The sequence below is a fragment of the Arenibacter echinorum genome, assembly GCF_003259375.1.
GTDB lineage: Bacteria > Bacteroidota > Bacteroidia > Flavobacteriales > Flavobacteriaceae > Arenibacter > Arenibacter echinorum.
This window is the reverse complement of the sequence record NZ_QLLN01000003.1, coordinates 525,205-542,195: the sequence shown is the minus strand read 5'-3', so window position 1 is coordinate 542,195 and position 16,991 is coordinate 525,205. Positions and strand designations below refer to the sequence as shown.

The 16,991-nt window shown below is 39.8% G+C and carries 13 protein-coding genes; 8 read left to right on the top strand and 5 right to left on the bottom strand.

Annotated features, from left to right (window positions below; translation table 11 throughout):
* The first annotated feature begins 261 nt into the window (after positions 1-261).
* From LV92_RS09430 to LV92_RS09420, 3 genes are read left to right on the top strand one after another with little or no spacing between them, the layout of a single operon-like run.
* Positions 262-642 carry a helix-turn-helix transcriptional regulator gene (locus LV92_RS09430; protein ID WP_111623392.1) on the top strand — a complete coding sequence of 127 codons (381 nt, stop codon included), beginning with the start codon at positions 262-264 and terminating at the stop codon, positions 640-642.
* Between the two features lie 50 nt (positions 643-692).
* Entirely contained in the window at positions 693-1,073 is a 381-nt protein-coding gene (locus LV92_RS09425) for a DNA topoisomerase IV (RefSeq protein ID WP_211322954.1), read from the top strand.
* Positions 1,074-1,075: 2 nt separating this feature from the next.
* On the top strand, positions 1,076-1,885 hold the full coding sequence (locus LV92_RS09420; RefSeq protein ID WP_111623391.1) for a TerC family protein: 810 nt from the start codon (positions 1,076-1,078) through the stop codon (positions 1,883-1,885).
* Between the two features lie 360 nt (positions 1,886-2,245).
* On the opposite strand, the gene LV92_RS09415 is transcribed toward LV92_RS09420, so the two are convergent.
* The 4 genes from LV92_RS09415 to ychF form a co-directional block, all read right to left on the bottom strand.
* Positions 2,246-3,202 (bottom strand): sterol desaturase family protein, encoded by a 957-nt coding sequence (locus LV92_RS09415; protein ID WP_111623390.1) that lies wholly within the window; start codon positions 3,200-3,202, stop codon positions 2,246-2,248.
* Between the two features lie 136 nt (positions 3,203-3,338).
* Entirely contained in the window at positions 3,339-6,020 is a 2,682-nt protein-coding gene (locus LV92_RS09410; RefSeq protein WP_111623389.1) for a DNA gyrase/topoisomerase IV subunit A, read from the bottom strand.
* A 45-nt stretch (positions 6,021-6,065) separates the two neighbouring features.
* Complete coding sequence (locus LV92_RS09405; RefSeq protein WP_111623388.1) at positions 6,066-7,928, bottom strand: DNA topoisomerase IV subunit B; 1,863 nt, start codon at positions 7,926-7,928, stop codon at positions 6,066-6,068.
* A gap of 335 nt (positions 7,929-8,263) precedes the next feature.
* Positions 8,264-9,358: a redox-regulated ATPase YchF gene (ychF, locus tag LV92_RS09400; protein ID WP_111623387.1), complete on the bottom strand. Its 1,095-nt coding sequence runs from the start codon at positions 9,356-9,358 to the stop codon at positions 8,264-8,266.
* A 169-nt stretch (positions 9,359-9,527) separates the two neighbouring features.
* Between ychF and LV92_RS09395 the strand changes: the two genes are divergently transcribed.
* On the top strand, positions 9,528-12,203 hold the full coding sequence (locus LV92_RS09395; protein ID WP_111623386.1) for a TonB-dependent receptor: 2,676 nt from the start codon (positions 9,528-9,530) through the stop codon (positions 12,201-12,203).
* 160 nt (positions 12,204-12,363) lie between these two features.
* Here the strand turns inward: LV92_RS09395 and LV92_RS09390 are convergent, their stop codons facing one another.
* The gene (locus LV92_RS09390) at positions 12,364-12,714 is read right to left on the bottom strand and encodes a 4Fe-4S dicluster domain-containing protein (RefSeq protein ID WP_111623385.1); all 351 of its coding nucleotides are present in this window, start codon (positions 12,712-12,714) and stop codon (positions 12,364-12,366) included.
* 86 nt (positions 12,715-12,800) lie between these two features.
* Between LV92_RS09390 and LV92_RS09385 the strand changes: the two genes are divergently transcribed.
* From LV92_RS09385 to LV92_RS09370, 4 genes are all read left to right on the top strand, one after another.
* Positions 12,801-13,862, top strand: a complete 1,062-nt coding sequence (locus tag LV92_RS09385; RefSeq protein ID WP_111623384.1) for an acyl-CoA reductase — start codon at positions 12,801-12,803, stop codon at positions 13,860-13,862.
* Between the two features lie 215 nt (positions 13,863-14,077).
* Complete coding sequence (gene serC, locus LV92_RS09380; RefSeq protein WP_111623383.1) at positions 14,078-15,142, top strand: 3-phosphoserine/phosphohydroxythreonine transaminase; 1,065 nt, start codon at positions 14,078-14,080, stop codon at positions 15,140-15,142.
* Between the two features lie 153 nt (positions 15,143-15,295).
* Complete coding sequence (locus LV92_RS09375; protein ID WP_111623382.1) at positions 15,296-16,246, top strand: D-2-hydroxyacid dehydrogenase; 951 nt, start codon at positions 15,296-15,298, stop codon at positions 16,244-16,246.
* Between the two features lie 82 nt (positions 16,247-16,328).
* Complete coding sequence (locus LV92_RS09370) at positions 16,329-16,961, top strand: DUF937 domain-containing protein (protein WP_111623381.1); 633 nt, start codon at positions 16,329-16,331, stop codon at positions 16,959-16,961.
* The last annotated feature ends 30 nt before the right edge of the window (positions 16,962-16,991 follow it).

The window sequence follows — 16,991 nt, the reverse complement described above, 5'->3', positions numbered from 1 at the left end:
ACTTCAAAATAAATTACATTTGTAAATTATATAATTTACAAATGTAAACAATGATAAGTTGTTTATAACAGTAGATTATGGAAAGGTTTTGGGCATTTGACCGTGAAATATGCTTTGTCTATTATGAAATTACATTTTACTACCAGTCAATTTATATACTATAGTTATTTAAAGTTTTAGATTAATATATATTGCAATTATAGTTGATGTTTATGTTTAGAATCTTGCGTAAAATAATTACTTTTGTAATTAAAATTTACAATTGTGAACACTGCTGATTTTATAAATAGAATAGATCAAATTTTGAAGTTCCATGATTTATCCGCTTCTGTGTTTGCGGATACAATAGGTGTTCAGCGATCTAGTATCTCCCATCTTTTAGCCGGCAGAAACAAACCCAGTTTGGAATTTGTACTTAAGGTTGTTGCCTCCTTTCCTGAGGTTGATCTGTATTGGCTGTTGTTTGGTAAGGGTTCTTTTCCTAAGAAGGCCAAGGTCTCCCCTGACATGCAGGTGGAGTCCAAAGTAGTGGTCAAGAGTGAAGTGCCTGGTGATACCATACCACGGACTCAGGCCATAGATAAAGTTATTATATTTTATTCTGACGGAAGTTTTAAATCTTATTCGGAAAAAGGAAGTTGAATTATTTGTTTTTTGAGTGATTTCAGCATCAAATTTCTTTATTTTGTGGCATGACAAAAAACATGACTTTTGGGGTAATACTGCTCATGCTGGTGGTATGCTCTTGTTATCAACCTGAACGCAATTGCGCCGATTTTAAAACCGGAAAATTTTCCTTTAATGCGCAGATCAACGGGGAAGAACTAACTACAACATTTGTTAGGAACGACAGTATTGAATTGGACTATTTCCAAGAGAAAGTGGATACCTCTTCAGTTAGGTGGATAAATGATTGCGAGTATATCGTTAAGAAACTACATCCCAAGAACATGGCAGAAGAAAAATCAATTCATATGAAGATTTTGTTCACTAGCGATAATTCGTATACATTTGAATATAACGTTGTGGGCAGTACCAAAAAATCCACAGGAACCGCAATTAAAATACAGTAACTATGTTTGAAATCTTATCGACTCCGGATGCATGGGTGGCTTTGATTACCCTAACTTTTTTGGAAATTGTCCTCGGAATAGACAACATTATCTTTATATCCATAATTGCCAACAAGCTGCCGCGAAAATTACAGGCAAAAGCAACTAATCTGGGGCTGCTTTTGGCTATGGTGCAAAGGATTATATTGTTGTTTGCCGTTTCCTTCTTAATCGGACTTAAAAATCCGTTTTTCTATATAGAGAGCTCCTGGGTTTACATGGGGATTAGTGGTCAAGCCTTGATCTTGTTCTTTGGGGGACTTTTCCTGTTGTATAAAAGTACTTCCGAGATTCATGAAAAAATAGAAATGCCCGACCATGATGAGAATCAAGTTAGTGCTAAGGGGATTACCAGCTTGTCCAGTGCTATTGTACAGATTATCCTGATCGACTTTATTTTCTCTATAGATTCCATCCTAACTGCGGTGGGTATGACCAATGGTATAGGCAACAAGCCAGGGGATGCATTATTGCTAATGATCATAGCTGTTGTTATTTCTATTATTATCATGATGGTCTTTGCTAATCCAATACGACAATTTATTAGTGCCCACCCATCTATGCAGATTCTGGCACTTTCTTTTTTGATTCTTATCGGGTTTATGTTAATTATGGAGTCAGCGCATTTAAGTCACGCTAAATTCTTCGGCAATGAAGTGGGTGCTATTCCTAAAGGCTACCTTTATTTTGCCATTGCCTTCTCCTTATTTGTGGAATTTCTCAATATCCGAATGCAAAAGAACAAGGTTAAGCCTTCGGAAGTAAAGGAATAAGGGACTTGTTTCTGGTGGATTCTTTTTTTAGTGATGTTGTTTCATTTGTAGATCGATGAAAAAAAGAAACACGTAGAATTTGGTCTTTACCGTTTAGAAAAGAGTAAATACTGGTATTGAAATTATTATTGTAACGGAGGTATTTGAAGGGGTGGAATGATCCGATAAGTTGTGCTAGAAGACTTATTTGTTATTGAACAAGATTACACTAGTATTGGGAAATGTTTCCTTAGTTGCTCAACACGTTTTGATGATAAGGTTTGTATTCTTGCTCTTAAAATCAATTATAGGCGTGCATTAGTGCCATTAATCAAATGGTTGAACGCGGTTTGTCCGTGAGGTGTAATGATGTAATATGTGTTAATTGGGTCGACTAAAGGCTACTTCAGGATTTGCAGTCTTTTGCTTCTTAAACAGCCGCTGTTGCTGTTTTACAGTAAGAGTGCTTCCGTCAGGACTCCATCCTGGAGGGCCAAAAATATACATTAAGGCGTGTGATAGTTTTTTCGATTTCTTAACATCCTTATAGATATCCTTGAACTCGTGGGTTAGGATAACTACCGGATTGTGAGAGTTGGGTGCGTGAATAACCCCGTATTTCACATCGACATCATCATCCAGTTCTTTCCAGGTTCCAAATATTTTATCGAAAATATTCAAAAATCCACCGTGATTTTTGTCCAGATATTCCACATTTTGAGCGTGGTGTACTTGGTGCATAGTGTGGGTGTTGAATATTTTTTCAATGAATCCCATCTTTGGGATATAGACCGAATGTAATTGAAATTGCCACAAAGCTTCGATTCCCAAACATACAACGACCATTTCTGGGGGGAAACCTATGGCGGGAAGCCACATATAAAAGAGGGGCTTGTATAAAATAGTGAACCACCCGTTACGTACGGCAGTCCCTAAATTAAAATTGTCAGAGGAATGGTGTACAATATGGGCAGCCCATAAAATACGTACTTCATGATTGGCCCTGTGAAACCAATAATATGTAAAATCGTCCGCTAGTTGGCAAAGAAGCCAAACATACCATGCATATCCAAAAGATTCGTATCCAAGAATGTTGGTTCTAACCCCGTCTGTAATCGGGTTGAACAATTCATAGGTAAATTCAAATATTACAATGGCGGATACTACCTTGATCAAAGGTGCAATAATGGCGGAGCCAACACCCATAAAGCCGCTTGCGGCCAAATCTTTCCAATCATATAGATGATCGTCGCCATGTGTCTTGCTATAAGTAAGTTCCAATAGAATAAAGGCTATAAAACAAGGAACTCCGTATACCAGGGGGTTGGTAAAATCCATAAAAAATAATCAATTTGTGCAAATATAGGCTATTCTTGGAGTAATCCCTTAGGGAATTATCCCAATTAACCATTAATTAATACATTTTAAAAAGTATATCAGTTTTTTATTATGCTGCAGATACCCTAGTAAAGTCTTAAAAAAGCGTTGTTTGTGTTTCGTCATCCCCTTTCTCCGGGTTTTTCCCTTTTTTGGATTCTTGATCGCCTGTTTCTGTTTTTGGCGAATCTGTATCTAGGGGTTCTTTGACCTCTATGTTCTCTTCGTCTACCACTTCAATTTCACTGGCTTCGTTTTCTTTGGGTTCTTCAAAAGGGAGCGGTTCCAGGGCATTTATATTTTTCACCTTGTCCGAGGTGAGTTGATTACCTAAAGCTTTTATTCCTTTAACCGATATAAAATCCTCTAAATCAATAATTTGATTAGGTTTCACGTCTTTACCCCTTGGTTTTGTAAATTCAATTTCGACTACTGGTCGCCAATCGGTAGAAACGAGTTCCAAGAATGATTTTGGGTGTTCTGAAATAAACAGTTCCTCCTTGTTTTCGTTCTCGATCATAAAACGTTTTACATAGTAGCGGTCTTTTTCTCCTTCAAAGTAAATGGCAGACAATGGCTTGTTTGGATTCCATTTTTCCAAAACAACCATATCTTCATCGAAATGGGTTGAAAGGTTGGGGATAAAAGTTTTTGCTACACCTTTTTGGGTGACGACCAAAAGCATATCGTCTCCCTTAAATTCTCCAAGTAGTTCCCCGCGGCCATCAACATTAAGTCTTCTAACTATTTCGTCGAACCATATTTTTCTTGGCTTAAGGGTAGAAACCCCTTTTTCTTTTAACTCTATTCGTTTTACCGAGTATTTGGTGACAATATTTCCTTTGGAAGCCCTTCCTTTTATCAGTACGTCGGCGAAATCTATATCCCACTTCAGCTTCTTAACGCTGCCCACTTGTCTTAAAAGAACGGTGATTACTTCGGCTTCCCCATTGGGATTGGCAGAAAAATAAAGTACTTCAGACTGTGGTTTTCCGGTAGTAAGGTCGTAAGGTTTGTCCCTGGTAACTCCTGTTACGTTAAATCTTTTAATGTAGCTGGCTCCACCTTTGCCGTCTTTGTAGATCATGTTGTAAATGGTCCGCTTGTCTTTTTTCTTGAAAACGGCGACATGAATAATGTTCTTGCCTACAAAAATTTTGGAGTCCACCTTGGCAATCATCATTTTTCCTTCATTGGTAAAAACAATAATATCGTCTATATCGCTGCAATCGGTAACATATTCATCCCGTTTTAAGGAGGTGCCAACAAAACCCTCCTCACGGTTTACGTATAATTTTGTATTTCTTATAACTACCTTGGTAGCCTCAATATCGTCAAAAATTCGGATTTCGGATTTACGTTCCCTTCCCTTTCCGTATTTTTCCTTTAGGGACTTGAAATAGTTGATCGCAAATTCGATCAGATTGGCTAAATTGTGTTTTACCTCGGCAATCCTTTCTTCGAGACTATCTAAATATTGTTGGGCTTTGTCTAAATCGAACTTTGAGATTCTTTTGATCCTAATCTCTGTAAGTCTAACAATATCGTCTTCGGTAACCTTTCTTTTTAAATGGGTCGTATATGGGGCGAGACCTTTGTCTATGGCGGCAATAACGCCTTCCCAGGTTTCTTCCTCCTCAATGTCCCGGTAAATTCTATTTTCAATAAAGATGCGCTCAAGGGAGGCAAAATGCCATTGTTCCTCCAGTTCTCCCAGTTGTATTTCCAATTCGGCCTTTAAAAGTTCCACAGTATATTCCGTGGAGCGTTGTAGCATCTCGGTAACACCTATAAACAGAGGTTTGTTGTCTTCGATAATACAGCCCAATGGGGATATGGATGATTCACAGGAGGTAAAGGCGTACAGGGCATCTATAGTTTTGTCAGGCGAAAGTCCTGGCGGCAGATGTATCAAAATTTCTACTTCCGCAGCGGTATTGTCTTCGATTTTTTTGATTTTTATCTTCCCTTTATCGTTGGCTTTTAGAATAGAATCTATTAAAGAAGAGGTATTGGTTCCGTATGGTATTTCCTTGATTACCAATGTGTTCTTGTCTTGCTGATGTATCTTGGCCCTAACCCTGATCTTACCCCCTCTTAAGCCGTCGTTATAATTGCTTATGTCTATGATGCCGGAGGTAGGAAAGTCCGGGTAAATGGTGAATTTCTGCCCTTTGAGATGTTTTATAGAGGCATCTATAAGCTCAATAAAATTGTGGGGCAGCACCTTGGTGGAGAGTCCCACCGCGATGCCCTCTGCGCCCTGAGCCAGTAAAAGCGGAAATTTAACCGGGAGATTTACAGGTTCTTTTTTTCTTCCGTCATAGGAGAGCTGCCACTCTGTAATTTTTGGGCTAAATACGACTTCAAGGGCAAACTTTGTTAATCGGGCCTCTATATAACGGGATGCAGCTGCACTATCACCGGTTAAGATGTTTCCCCAGTTACCTTGGGTGTCGATCAAAAGGTCTTTTTGTCCAATTTGGACCATGGCGTCCGCAATACTCGCATCACCGTGAGGGTGGTACTGCATGGTATGGCCCACAACATTGGCTACTTTGTTGTATCGGCCGTCGTCCAACTCCTTTAATGCGTGCATTATCCTCCGCTGAACAGGTTTGAATCCGTCCTCTATAGCGGGTACTGCACGCTCCAAAATAACATAGGAAGCGTAATCTAAAAACCAGTCTTTGTACATCCCGGTAACCTTGGTAAGGGTGTCCTGGGTATCTTCTTGATTTTCTTTAGGTACTTCGTTCAGTTCTTCATTCTCTTCCATAAAGAAAGATTCGTATTAGTTTGGCCTGCCTGCGGGCAGGCAGGTTTATAATTGGTTTTCCTCTATTAGGTCTACCTCTACTTTAAGGTTGTTTATTATAAATTCCTGACGGTCAGGGGTGTTTTTGCCCATATAAAACTCCAATAAGTTTTCTATAGACATTGCTTTGTCCAGCATTACCGGTTCCAATCTAATGTCTTCGCCAATAAAATGTTGAAACTCATCTGGTGAGATTTCACCCAATCCCTTAAATCGGGTTATTTCGGGTTTTCCCGATAACTTTTCAATGGCCTGTAATTTTTCTTCATGGCTGTAACAGTAATAGGTATCCTTTTTGTTACGGACCCGGAATAGCGGTGTCTGAAGTATATATAGGTGATTCTCTTTTATTAGTTCCGGGAAAAATTGCAGGAAAAAAGTAATCAATAAAAGTCGAATGTGCATTCCATCAACATCCGCATCCGTAGCAATTACTATCTTGTTGTACCTTAAATCCTCCATGGATTCCTCGATGTTCAATGCAGCTTGGAGAAGGTTGAATTCCTCATTTTCGTACACTATTTTCTTGGACATGCCATAGGAGTTCAAAGGTTTCCCCCTTAAGCTAAATACGGCCTGGGTGTTTACGTCCCTCGATTTGGTAATGGACCCTGAAGCCGAATCACCCTCTGTGATAAACAAAGTGCTTTCCAAACAGCGATCATTTTTGGAATCTGCCAAATGTACCCTGCAATCCCTTAATTTTTTATTGTGGAGGTTGGCTTTTTTAGCCCTGTCCTTTGCCAATTTTCTAATCCCGGAGAGTTCCTTTCGCTCCCGCTCTGCCTGCATAATTTTGCGCTGAAGCTTTTCTGCGGTATCTGGATTTTTGTGAAGGTAATTGTTAAGCTGGGTACCTACAAAATCGTTGATATAGGTTCGTACCGTTGGTAGATCGCCACCCATATCCGTAGACCCTAATTTAGTCTTTGTCTGACTTTCGAAAACTGGTTCCATTACCTTTATGGCTATGGCGGAAATAATAGATTTCCTAACATCGGATGGATCATAATTTTTCCCGTAGAAATCCCGGATGGTTTTTACGATGGCCTCCCGAAATGCTGTCTGATGTGTTCCTCCCTGGGTGGTGTTTTGTCCGTTAACAAACGAATGGTATTCTTCGCTATACTGTGTTTTGCTGTGCGTTAAGGCAATTTCGATATCGTTACCCTTTAGGTGAATAATAGGGTAAGTCATATCCTCAATATTATTATTGTCCTCCAATAGGTCTTTAAGTCCGTTCTCGGAATGGAATTTCTCGCCATTGTAAATAATGGTAAGACCAGGATTGAGGTATACATAATTTTTGAGCATGCGTTCCACATACTCGTTCCTGTACTTGTATTTCTTAAAGATAATTTCGTCCGGAGTAAAGGATACCTTGGTTCCTTTTCGCTTTGAGGTGTCTTCCGGGCCCACTTCCGAAACTAAATTTCCTTGTTGAAATTCTGCGGTTTTAAGCATATTATCCCTGGAGGACTGCACTTTGAAAAAACTGGATAAGGCATTTACCGCTTTGGTACCAACCCCGTTAAGACCAACGGATTTTTTAAAGGCCCTTGAGTCGTACTTACCACCAGTGTTCATTTTGGACACTACGTCCACAACCTTGCCCAAAGGAATTCCCCGGCCATAATCCCTCACATTTACCACATTATCTTTGATAACAATATCTATGGTCTTTCCGGCACCCATTACAAACTCATCTATACAGTTGTCAATAACCTCTTTTAAAAGGATATAGATTCCGTCATCGGCAGAGGATCCATCGCCCAATTTGCCAATATACATTCCCGGACGCATACGGATATGTTCTTTCCAGTCTAATGATCGAATGTTGTCTTCTGTATATTGGGTGTTATCTGACATGGTCTAGGGCTTTATCCAAAGTGTTGCTAATATAGCAAGTGTTATAAAAAGATGAAACCCCTATGCGTTAAAGTAATTAACAAAGGAAACCAACGATTTGTTGATAGTAAGGGGTATTAAGCAATATATATTCTTAGTTATAAGAATAATATTAATTGTAAAAGTATAAAAATTTATTGATTCTTTGCGGCAACAAAAAATCATGTCCAAGCCTGTCCCGCTTTCAGGAGTCTTTTGGTCCTAGAGATTCAATATGCCCTGTTCCTGATCAAAGGACCGCATGGAGCCTACCAAGGTTTATTGGCAACCGGTTATTGGTTAAGCCTTGTGTTGTCCTAGACGTTAAACCTAAAATGCATTACATCGCCATCCTTAACGATGTATTCTTTTCCTTCCACTCGCATTTTTCCGGCTTCCTTGACCTTTGCCTCACTTCCATAAGAGACAAAATCATTATAGGCAATAACTTCTGCTCTAATAAAACCTTTTTCAAAATCAGTATGGATTACTCCTGCAGCCTGAGGTGCCGTGGCTCCCACAGGAATGGTCCATGCCCTTACTTCCTTTACCCCAGCGGTAAAATAAGTCTCCAAATCCAATAGCCTGTAAGCTCCCCTGATCAATATGGCAGAACCGGGTTCGGTCAGTCCTAAATCTTCCAAGAACATTTGTCGTTCCTCATAACTCTCCAATTCCGTTATATCGGCTTCGGTCCCTACGGCCAAAAAGATTACTTCTGCATTTTCGTTGGCAACAGCAGCCTTAACTTGCTCCACGTATGTGTTGCCAGTGGTAGCTGAGTCTTCATCCACATTGCAGACATACATTACCGGTTTATCCGTAATGAATTGTAAAGGCTTAACAAATTCTGCGCGATCTTCCTTGTTGATATCCAGGGCACGTACAGAGGTACCTGTTTCAAGGCCTTGTTTTATCTTCAATAGAACCGCTTCCTCTTTTTGAGCTTCCTTGTTTCCAGTTTTGGCCGCCCGCTTCACTTTTTCAAGTTTTTTATCCACGGTCTCCAAATCCTTTAATTGAAGCTCAATGTCGATGGTCTCCTTATCCCTAACCGGATTTACAGAACCATCTACATGTACAATGTTATCGTTGTCAAAACAGCGTAGCACATGTAAAATTGCATCTGTCTCGCGAATATTACCCAAAAACTGGTTGCCCAGGCCTTCACCTTTACTGGCTCCCTTTACCAATCCTGCGATATCCACAATTTCTACTGTTGCAGGCAATACCCGTTCAGGATTTACAAGTTCTTCCAATTTTTGTAATCGTGTATCCGGAACATTTACCACGCCAATATTCGGTTCAATGGTACAAAAAGGAAAATTGGCACTTTGTGCCTTTGCGTTGGACAAACAATTAAAAAGTGTGGACTTTCCTACATTGGGCAATCCTACAATACCTGCTTTCATGGTCGAGATCTATATTAAACGGGAAACATAAACTCAAGTCTATTTCCCAGCTTTTTTTTAACAGCTGCAAAGATACTATTTATGTACGTTTATGAACACACATTGACAATCTTAATTATGTAAAAATAAAATACCTAAATTAGAAGGCTAAACACTTAAAATCATTAATATGAAAAAAATCATCTTATTGACAGCTTTTATGCTGGGCAATTTTGCCTTAACAGTTGCCCAAAACTCGGTGTCCGGGAACATTACGGATGATAGTGGCGAACCCTTAGTTGGGGTAAACATTGTGGAAAAAGGCACTACCAACGGTACCACGACCGATTTTGATGGGAATTATCAAATTTCGGTAATGGATAATGCAATCCTTGTCTTTAGCTATATAGGATATGATACCAAGGAGGAAAATGCTTCCGGAAAATCGGTTATCAATGTTACCCTGACAGGTGGAATGATGCTGGACGAGGTGCAATTAGTGGGGTCCAGAAGTCCAAAACGCACCTCTACCGACACCGCGGTTCCAGTAGATGTTATAGATATTGCGGAAGTCTCTACCCAAACTGGACGTGTGGAAGTAAATGAATTGTTGCAATATGCTGCACCCTCATTCAATGCCAATAAACAGTCAGGATCGGATGGTGCCGACCATATAGATCCCGCTACCCTAAGAGGTCTTGGCCCTGATCAAACCTTGGTGCTTATCAATGGTAAAAGAAGGCATCAGTCTTCCCTGATCAATATTTTCGGAACCAGGGGACGTGGCAACACGGGTACCGATTTAAATGCCATTCCGGCATCAGCCATTAAACGAATAGAAATATTGCGTGATGGCGCTGCAGCACAATATGGTTCCGATGCCATTGCAGGGGTAATCAATATTGTTTTGAAAAACCAAACGGATAAGGTATCCGGATTTATTAATTACGGGGCCTACAACACCAATGCAAAAGGAGATTTTCCATCAGGAACACCCAACACAGATGGCAATCGTTTGGACACGGAGAAGGACGGAAACGCCATAGGTAGTGATAAGAATTTTGATGGAGGTTCTCTAAAAGCTGGAGTTAATTTTGGTGCAGCTATCGGTAATGATGGTGGTTTCGTAAATGTTACTACAGAATATATCAGCAAGAACAAAACTTTAAGACCTGGGTTCGATTTCAGGAGAGGTTTCGGAGAGGCGGCCATTGACGGATTTAATTTAATGTTGAATGCTTCCGTTCCCTTATCCGATAAATCGGAATTATATGCTTTTGGTGGTAGGAATTATAGGGATACGGATGCCTACGCCTTTACAAGAAACGGAGGAAACAGGGTAATCCCTTCCATATACCCAAATGGTTTTACCCCAAGGATTACCTCCAATATTATTGATAATTCCTTCTCGGCGGGTTTTAGAACTGAATTGGATAGTGGCTGGAAACTGGATATCAGCAATACTTATGGCAAGAATAATTTTCATTATTACATAAAAGGCACCCTTAACGCTTCATTGGAAGATGTATCCCCTACCGATTTTGATGCGGGCGGACATAGTCTGACACAGAATACGGTGAATTTGGATTTTTCCAAGTATTATGAGGATGTTTTGGAGGGTATGAACTTGGCTTTTGGTGCCGAATATAGAACGGAAAACTTTATCATTTTTGCCGGTGAGGAGGGGTCTTGGGGCACCTATGACGTAAATGGCCTATTGATTACTGATCCGGCCAATCAAACCCAGCCCATTGATCCGGATTCGGGCGATCCGCGTCCTGGTGGCTCCCAAGGTTTTCCCGGATACAGTCCCAAGAACGAAGTGGATAGAAGCAGGAGTAATTTTTCCCTGTATGCAGACGGGGAGTTTGATCTAACCGAAACCTTTCTTTTAAGTGCTGCTGCTCGTTTTGAGAATTTCAGTGATTTTGGAAGTACCTTGAACGGCAAATTGGCCGCTAGGTTAAAAGCATCGGATAATGTTAATATAAGAGGTTCTGTAAGTACAGGTTTTAGAGCTCCTTCCTTGGCACAAAAATATTATAATCTACAGTTTACGAATTTTGTGGGTGGGGCAGCCTTGGAATCCTTGCTGTCTCCCAATAACAGTCCGGTAACGGCTTCCTTTGGAATAGATCAGTTAACCGAGGAAAAAGCCCTTAATGCTGGTCTTGGTTTTACGGCAACTTTCGGAGATTTTACAGCAACTGTGGACGGGTACTATATTAAGGTGGACGATCGTATAGTGCTTACCGGAAATTTTGATGCACCCCAAATTCCCAACGTTGAGGCGGCTCAATTCTTTGTTAATGGTGTGGACACCAAGACTACTGGTTTGGATATTGTTCTGGCTTGGAAGAAAAGTTTTGACGACAATAGGTTATCCGCCACTTTTACCGGTAATATAAATGATATGAAAATAGATAAGGTAAACAATGGCAGTTTGGATGAGCAAACCTTCTTTGGAGAAAGGGATAAGGGGTTTTTATTGGCCTCGGCCCCAAAAAGCAAATTTACCCTGAATATGAATTACAGCAGGGACAAGTTTGATGCCGGCCTGGCATTCACCCATTTCAGTAAGGTGGAACTATTGGATTACCAAATGTATGAGCCCACCTCTGATTATGCCAGTTTTGAGGACCAGATCAATCAGGCAACGGATACCTATGACGCCCGGCTCGTAACCGATCTGGTTTTTGGTTATCAATTAAGTGATGGCCTTAAATTAAACATAGGTGCCAATAACCTGTTTAACGTATACCCGGACCAACAGGACGATTGGGTAGAAGGAGGTGGTTATTGGGACTCCGTGCAAATGGGTTTTGGTGGAGCCTATTACTACGCCAAAATAGGATTTACATTTTAAAGGATATTAAGCAAATAGAAAAAGGCTGCTCTAGGGCAGCCTTTTTTATATTGAAATATTGGCGAGGACCTTTGTCAGGAACTGGAATAGCCATAAAATAATTTAGAGTACCTCCAATTAAATTTGAATTGGGGAATGACCATCAGTGCTAATGCATGATCTATTCAGGATGCATAAACCGTTGCTTGCCTAAAAGAACTTCTTCAGATTCAACATGTTCATCGTCGGGTACGCAGCAGTCTACCGGACATACGGCAGCACACTGCGGTTCATCATGGAATCCTTTACATTCCGTACACTTATCCGGGACAATAAAATATATTTCGTCACTTACGGGCTCCTGTGATTCCTCGGCATTAACTGCTTTGCCATTGGGCAGTACAACATCACCTTTTAAAAGGGTTCCGTCGCTATAGCGCCAATCATCCGCACCTTCATAAATTGCAGTATTTGGGCATTCAGGTTCACAAGCTCCACAATTTATGCACTCATCTGTTATTATAATTGCCATATTTTATATTTCTTTTATGCTGATTTAATTTCAGTATCAATACTTTTGTACAAAGGTAAAGCCTAATAAAATCTTTTACAAATATAATGACTGACCTTAGACATAGACTTAATGCTTTTGTTAAACTTGGTAGTTTTTTTAAAGAATATTGCAAATATGCAAAAAACAAAACTCAAATAGATGATATTCAGTATGCATGGTTTGTAAAATTCGATGAAATACTTGTCCTGGCCGGACATCATAATGGCTGGTTTACTCTTGAAAATATTTTATTTAGCTTAGAAAGTTGGGCGGAATTACTTACGCCATCAGAACTGGAGCGTTGGCTTTCCGCCTATGATTTAAATAACAACAAGCCAAAGACCGTAGCCTTGATCATGGCAGGTAATATCCCTTTGGTGGGGTTCCACGACTTTATAAGTACCCTGATAACGGGAAATAAAGTCTTGGTAAAACTATCTTCCAATGACAAAATTTTACTACCCTTTATTGCTGAGTATTTAATTGAAGCAGAACCTTTGCTAAAAGATCAAATTTCATTTTCAGAAGGGAAACTGGAAGATTTTGATGCCGTTATTGCCACGGGAAGCGACAATACATCTCGCTATTTTGAACATTATTTTGGAAAAAAGCCCAATATAATTAGAAGAAATAGGAATTCGGTGGCCATCCTTAGCGGGAATGAAACCAATGAAGAACTGGCCGCTCTGGGTGAGGATATTTTTAGGTATTACGGATTGGGCTGTAGAAGTGTTTCAAAATTGTTTGTTCCAATAAATTATAAATTCGATACTCTTTTTGAGGCCCTCTACCCATTTAATAGCATTATTGATCAACATAAGTATGCCAACAATTATGACTATAACAAGGCAGTTTACCTAATGAGTTTATTTAAAATTTTGGAAAATGGTTTCCTTATGTTAAAGGAGGATAAAAATTATGCCTCCCCAATTGCCACCGTTTTTTATGAGTTTTATGAATCCCCCGAGGAATTGAAAATTAGGTTAACCAATGAAAAGGATAGGATTCAATGTTTGGTGGCCAATGGATTTATGGCTGATGAGGTGCCATTTGGACAAACCCAAAAACCATCATTAACGGATTATGCCGATAATATTGATACTGTTGATTTTTTGTTGAAAACATAATGCAATAATTTTGGTAGGCACTACCCTACTTCCTAAAATATTTATGACCTTTAACCTTTGTAAAAAGTATAACTGAATTTGAAAATAACTCAATAACAGCAGAAGTACGGACAAATTAAAAAAAGTATTTAAGTTTTTTGTTAGCTGCAAATTGCATTATTTTTTAACTACTCATAGATGTAATATAATCTATGAATAACCCTAATTAGTGATAAATGAAAAAACATAATTTTAGTGCTGGCCCTTGTATCCTGCCACAGGAAGTAATCATAAAAGCTTCTGAGGCCGTGTTGGATTTTAATGGATTGGGACTTTCCCTGATCGAAATTTCACACAGAAGTAAGGATTTTGTCGCTGTAATGGACAAGGCAAGGTCCCTGGCCTTGGAGCTATTGGATTTGGAAGGAAAGGGCTATCAGGCTTTATTCCTACAAGGAGGTGCTAGCATGGAGTTTTTAATGGTAGCCTATAACTTATTGGAAAAGAAAGCCGGTTATCTTAATACAGGTACTTGGGCAGATAAAGCGCTAAAAGAGGCTAAGCTTTTTGGAGAGGTCATTGAAGTGGGATCATCCAAAGACGAAAATTTTAGCTATATTCCCAAGGGTTACACTATTCCAAGCGACCTGGATTACTTGCACCTAACTTCCAATAATACCATTTTTGGAACCCAGATAAAGAAATTTCCAAAAACAGAAGCTACTTTGGTCTGTGACATGAGTTCCGATATATTTTCCAGACAAATGGATTTTTCACAATTCGACCTTATCTACGCCGGTGCCCAAAAGAACATGGGTCCTGCAGGGACCACTTTGGTAGTGGTGAAAGAGGAAATTCTGGGCAGGGTAAGCAGAAAAATTCCGTCTATGTTGGATTACAAGGTTCACATAGAGAAGGAAAGTATGTTCAATACCCCAGCTGTGTTTCCAGTTTACGTTTCCATGCTTACGCTGGAGTGGCTTCAAAAGTTGGGAGGAATTGCTGCCATTGAAGAGATAAATGAAAAGAAAGCCCAGCTATTGTATTCAGAGATAGATTTGAACCCATTGTTCAACGGCTATGCCCATAAGGAAGACCGTTCTAATATGAATGCAACCTTTACCCTAGCGGAGGAAAAGCTGAAAGATGTATTTGAGGGAATGTGCAAAGAAGCTGGAATAAGTGGAATAAACGGACATCGTTCTGTGGGAGGATATAGGGCTTCTATGTATAATGCACTGCCTTTGGAGAGTGTAGGTACCTTGGTCGATGTAATGAGCGAATTGGAGCGAAAGGCTTAAATTTTCAGTTTTGGTAGTAAGGCCAGCTGAAATTGCACGGCATATTGCCTAAGCAAAGAACTATGGCAATTCATCAAAATATTATCTTAACTGGTCTAGTTTGATGCCAACATTTAATTTTTAAAGTATAATAACTAACATTTAGCATTTAGTATGAAAATTTTAGCAAACGACGGAATATCAAAAAGTGGCGTACAGACCTTGGAAAATGCCGGTTTTGAAATTTTGGCGGTGAATGTGGCACAAGAACAGCTTGTATCTTACATAAATCAAAATAAGGTTTCGGTATTACTGGTAAGAAGTGCAACTAAAGTTTTTAAGGATGTAATAGATGGTTGCCCTGGCTTGAAAATCATAGGCCGGGGTGGCGTGGGAATGGACAATATAGATGTGGATTATGCCAAATCCAAGGGCATTCACGTTATCAATACTCCGGAAGCTTCATCTTCCTCGGTGGCTGAACTGGTATTTGCCCATTTGTTCAGTGGAGTAAGATTTTTGCACGATGCCAATAGGAATATGCCATTGGAAGGCGATAGTAATTTTAAGAAACTTAAAAATGCCTACGCCAAGGGTATTGAACTAAGAGGTAAGACTTTAGGGATTATTGGGTTTGGGAGAATTGGTGTTGCAACCGCCAGAATAGCTTTGGGAATTGGGATGAAGGTTATTTTCACCGACCCTTTTCTGGATGAAGCCACGGTGACGGTTCCATTTTTTGACAACAGATCAATTTCTTTTGAACTTACAAGTACTCCTTTGGAAAACTTGTTGAAAACCGCAGATTTTATTAGCCTTCACGTACCTGCTCAAAAATCCTACCTTATTGGCAAAAGGGAATTTGGTTTAATGAAAGACGGCGTTGGCATAGTAAACGCTGCCCGTGGGGGTATTTTGGATGAGGTAGCCCTTGTAGATGCATTGGAAAGTGGGAAAGTGGCCTTTGCAGGATTGGATGTTTATGAGTCCGAACCAATCCCGGAAATACGAATTTTAATGCATCCTGATATTTCTCTTAGTCCACATATTGGAGCTGCTACAGAGGAAGCCCAGGATAGGATCGGAATGGAACTGGCATCGCAAATTATTGACCTTTATAAATAGAGGAAGTAAGAATAATGTGGAGCTATTCAAACTCTTTTTGTATCTTATTGCATATTAATTACTAATCATAACACGAATAAAAATGTCAGGATTATTAGATCTTTTAAACAGCCCAATGGGCAAACAATTAATTAGCGGGGTTGCAGGTCAAACTGGACAACCGGAAAACAAAACAGCGGATGTTTTGAGCATGGCTATGCCCCTTTTATTAGGCGCCATGAAGAAGAATGTATCTTCTCCACAAGGGGCTGAAGGTCTAATGAATGCCCTTTCTTCCAAACACGATGGTGGGTTGTTGGATAATCTTGGCGGTCTGTTTGGCGGTGGAGTTGATCAATCCGTTATAAATGATGGAGCTGGTATTTTAGGTCATGTTTTTGGAGGAAAGCAAGCCAATGTGGAAAATGCTTTAAGTCAGAAATCGGGATTGGATGCAGGATCTGTTGCCCAAATCCTTAAAATTGCCGCACCTTTGGTAATGGCCTACTTGGGTAAACAAAAAGCGCAAAGCAATGTAAATGATGCCAATGGACTAAATAGCTTATTGGGAAGTATGCTTGGTGGGCAACCAGAACAAAACCAGAGCTTGATTACAACTTTATTGGATGCTGACGGAGATGGCAGTGTATTGGACGATGTTGCCGGGATGGTCATGGGAACAAGCAAAAAGAAAAGTGGATTGGGAGGCTTGCTTGGCGGGCTTTTTGGAAAATAACAGTTTTAACATAATATAAGGAAAGCCATT

Bases quoted from the DNA above. Each gene is read 5' to 3' on its own strand.
- LV92_RS09425 (WP_211322954.1), top strand. From the start codon at position 693: ATGACAAAAAACATGACTTTTGGGGTAATACTGCTCATGCTGGTGGTA.
- LV92_RS09420 (WP_111623391.1), top strand. From the start codon at position 1,076: ATGTTTGAAATCTTATCGACTCCGGATGCATGGGTGGCTTTGATTACC.
- LV92_RS09415 (WP_111623390.1), bottom strand. From the start codon at position 3,202: ATGGATTTTACCAACCCCCTGGTATACGGAGTTCCTTGTTTTATAGCC.
- LV92_RS09410 (WP_111623389.1), bottom strand. From the start codon at position 6,020: ATGGAAGAGAATGAAGAACTGAACGAAGTACCTAAAGAAAATCAAGAA.
- LV92_RS09405 (WP_111623388.1), bottom strand. From the start codon at position 7,928: ATGTCAGATAACACCCAATATACAGAAGACAACATTCGATCATTAGAC.
- ychF (WP_111623387.1), bottom strand. From the start codon at position 9,358: ATGAAAGCAGGTATTGTAGGATTGCCCAATGTAGGAAAGTCCACACTT.
- LV92_RS09395 (WP_111623386.1), top strand. From the start codon at position 9,528: ATGAAAAAAATCATCTTATTGACAGCTTTTATGCTGGGCAATTTTGCC.
- LV92_RS09390 (WP_111623385.1), bottom strand. From the start codon at position 12,714: ATGGCAATTATAATAACAGATGAGTGCATAAATTGTGGAGCTTGTGAA.
- LV92_RS09385 (WP_111623384.1), top strand. From the start codon at position 12,801: ATGACTGACCTTAGACATAGACTTAATGCTTTTGTTAAACTTGGTAGT.
- serC (WP_111623383.1), top strand. From the start codon at position 14,078: ATGAAAAAACATAATTTTAGTGCTGGCCCTTGTATCCTGCCACAGGAA.
- LV92_RS09375 (WP_111623382.1), top strand. From the start codon at position 15,296: ATGAAAATTTTAGCAAACGACGGAATATCAAAAAGTGGCGTACAGACC.
- LV92_RS09370 (WP_111623381.1), top strand. From the start codon at position 16,329: ATGTCAGGATTATTAGATCTTTTAAACAGCCCAATGGGCAAACAATTA.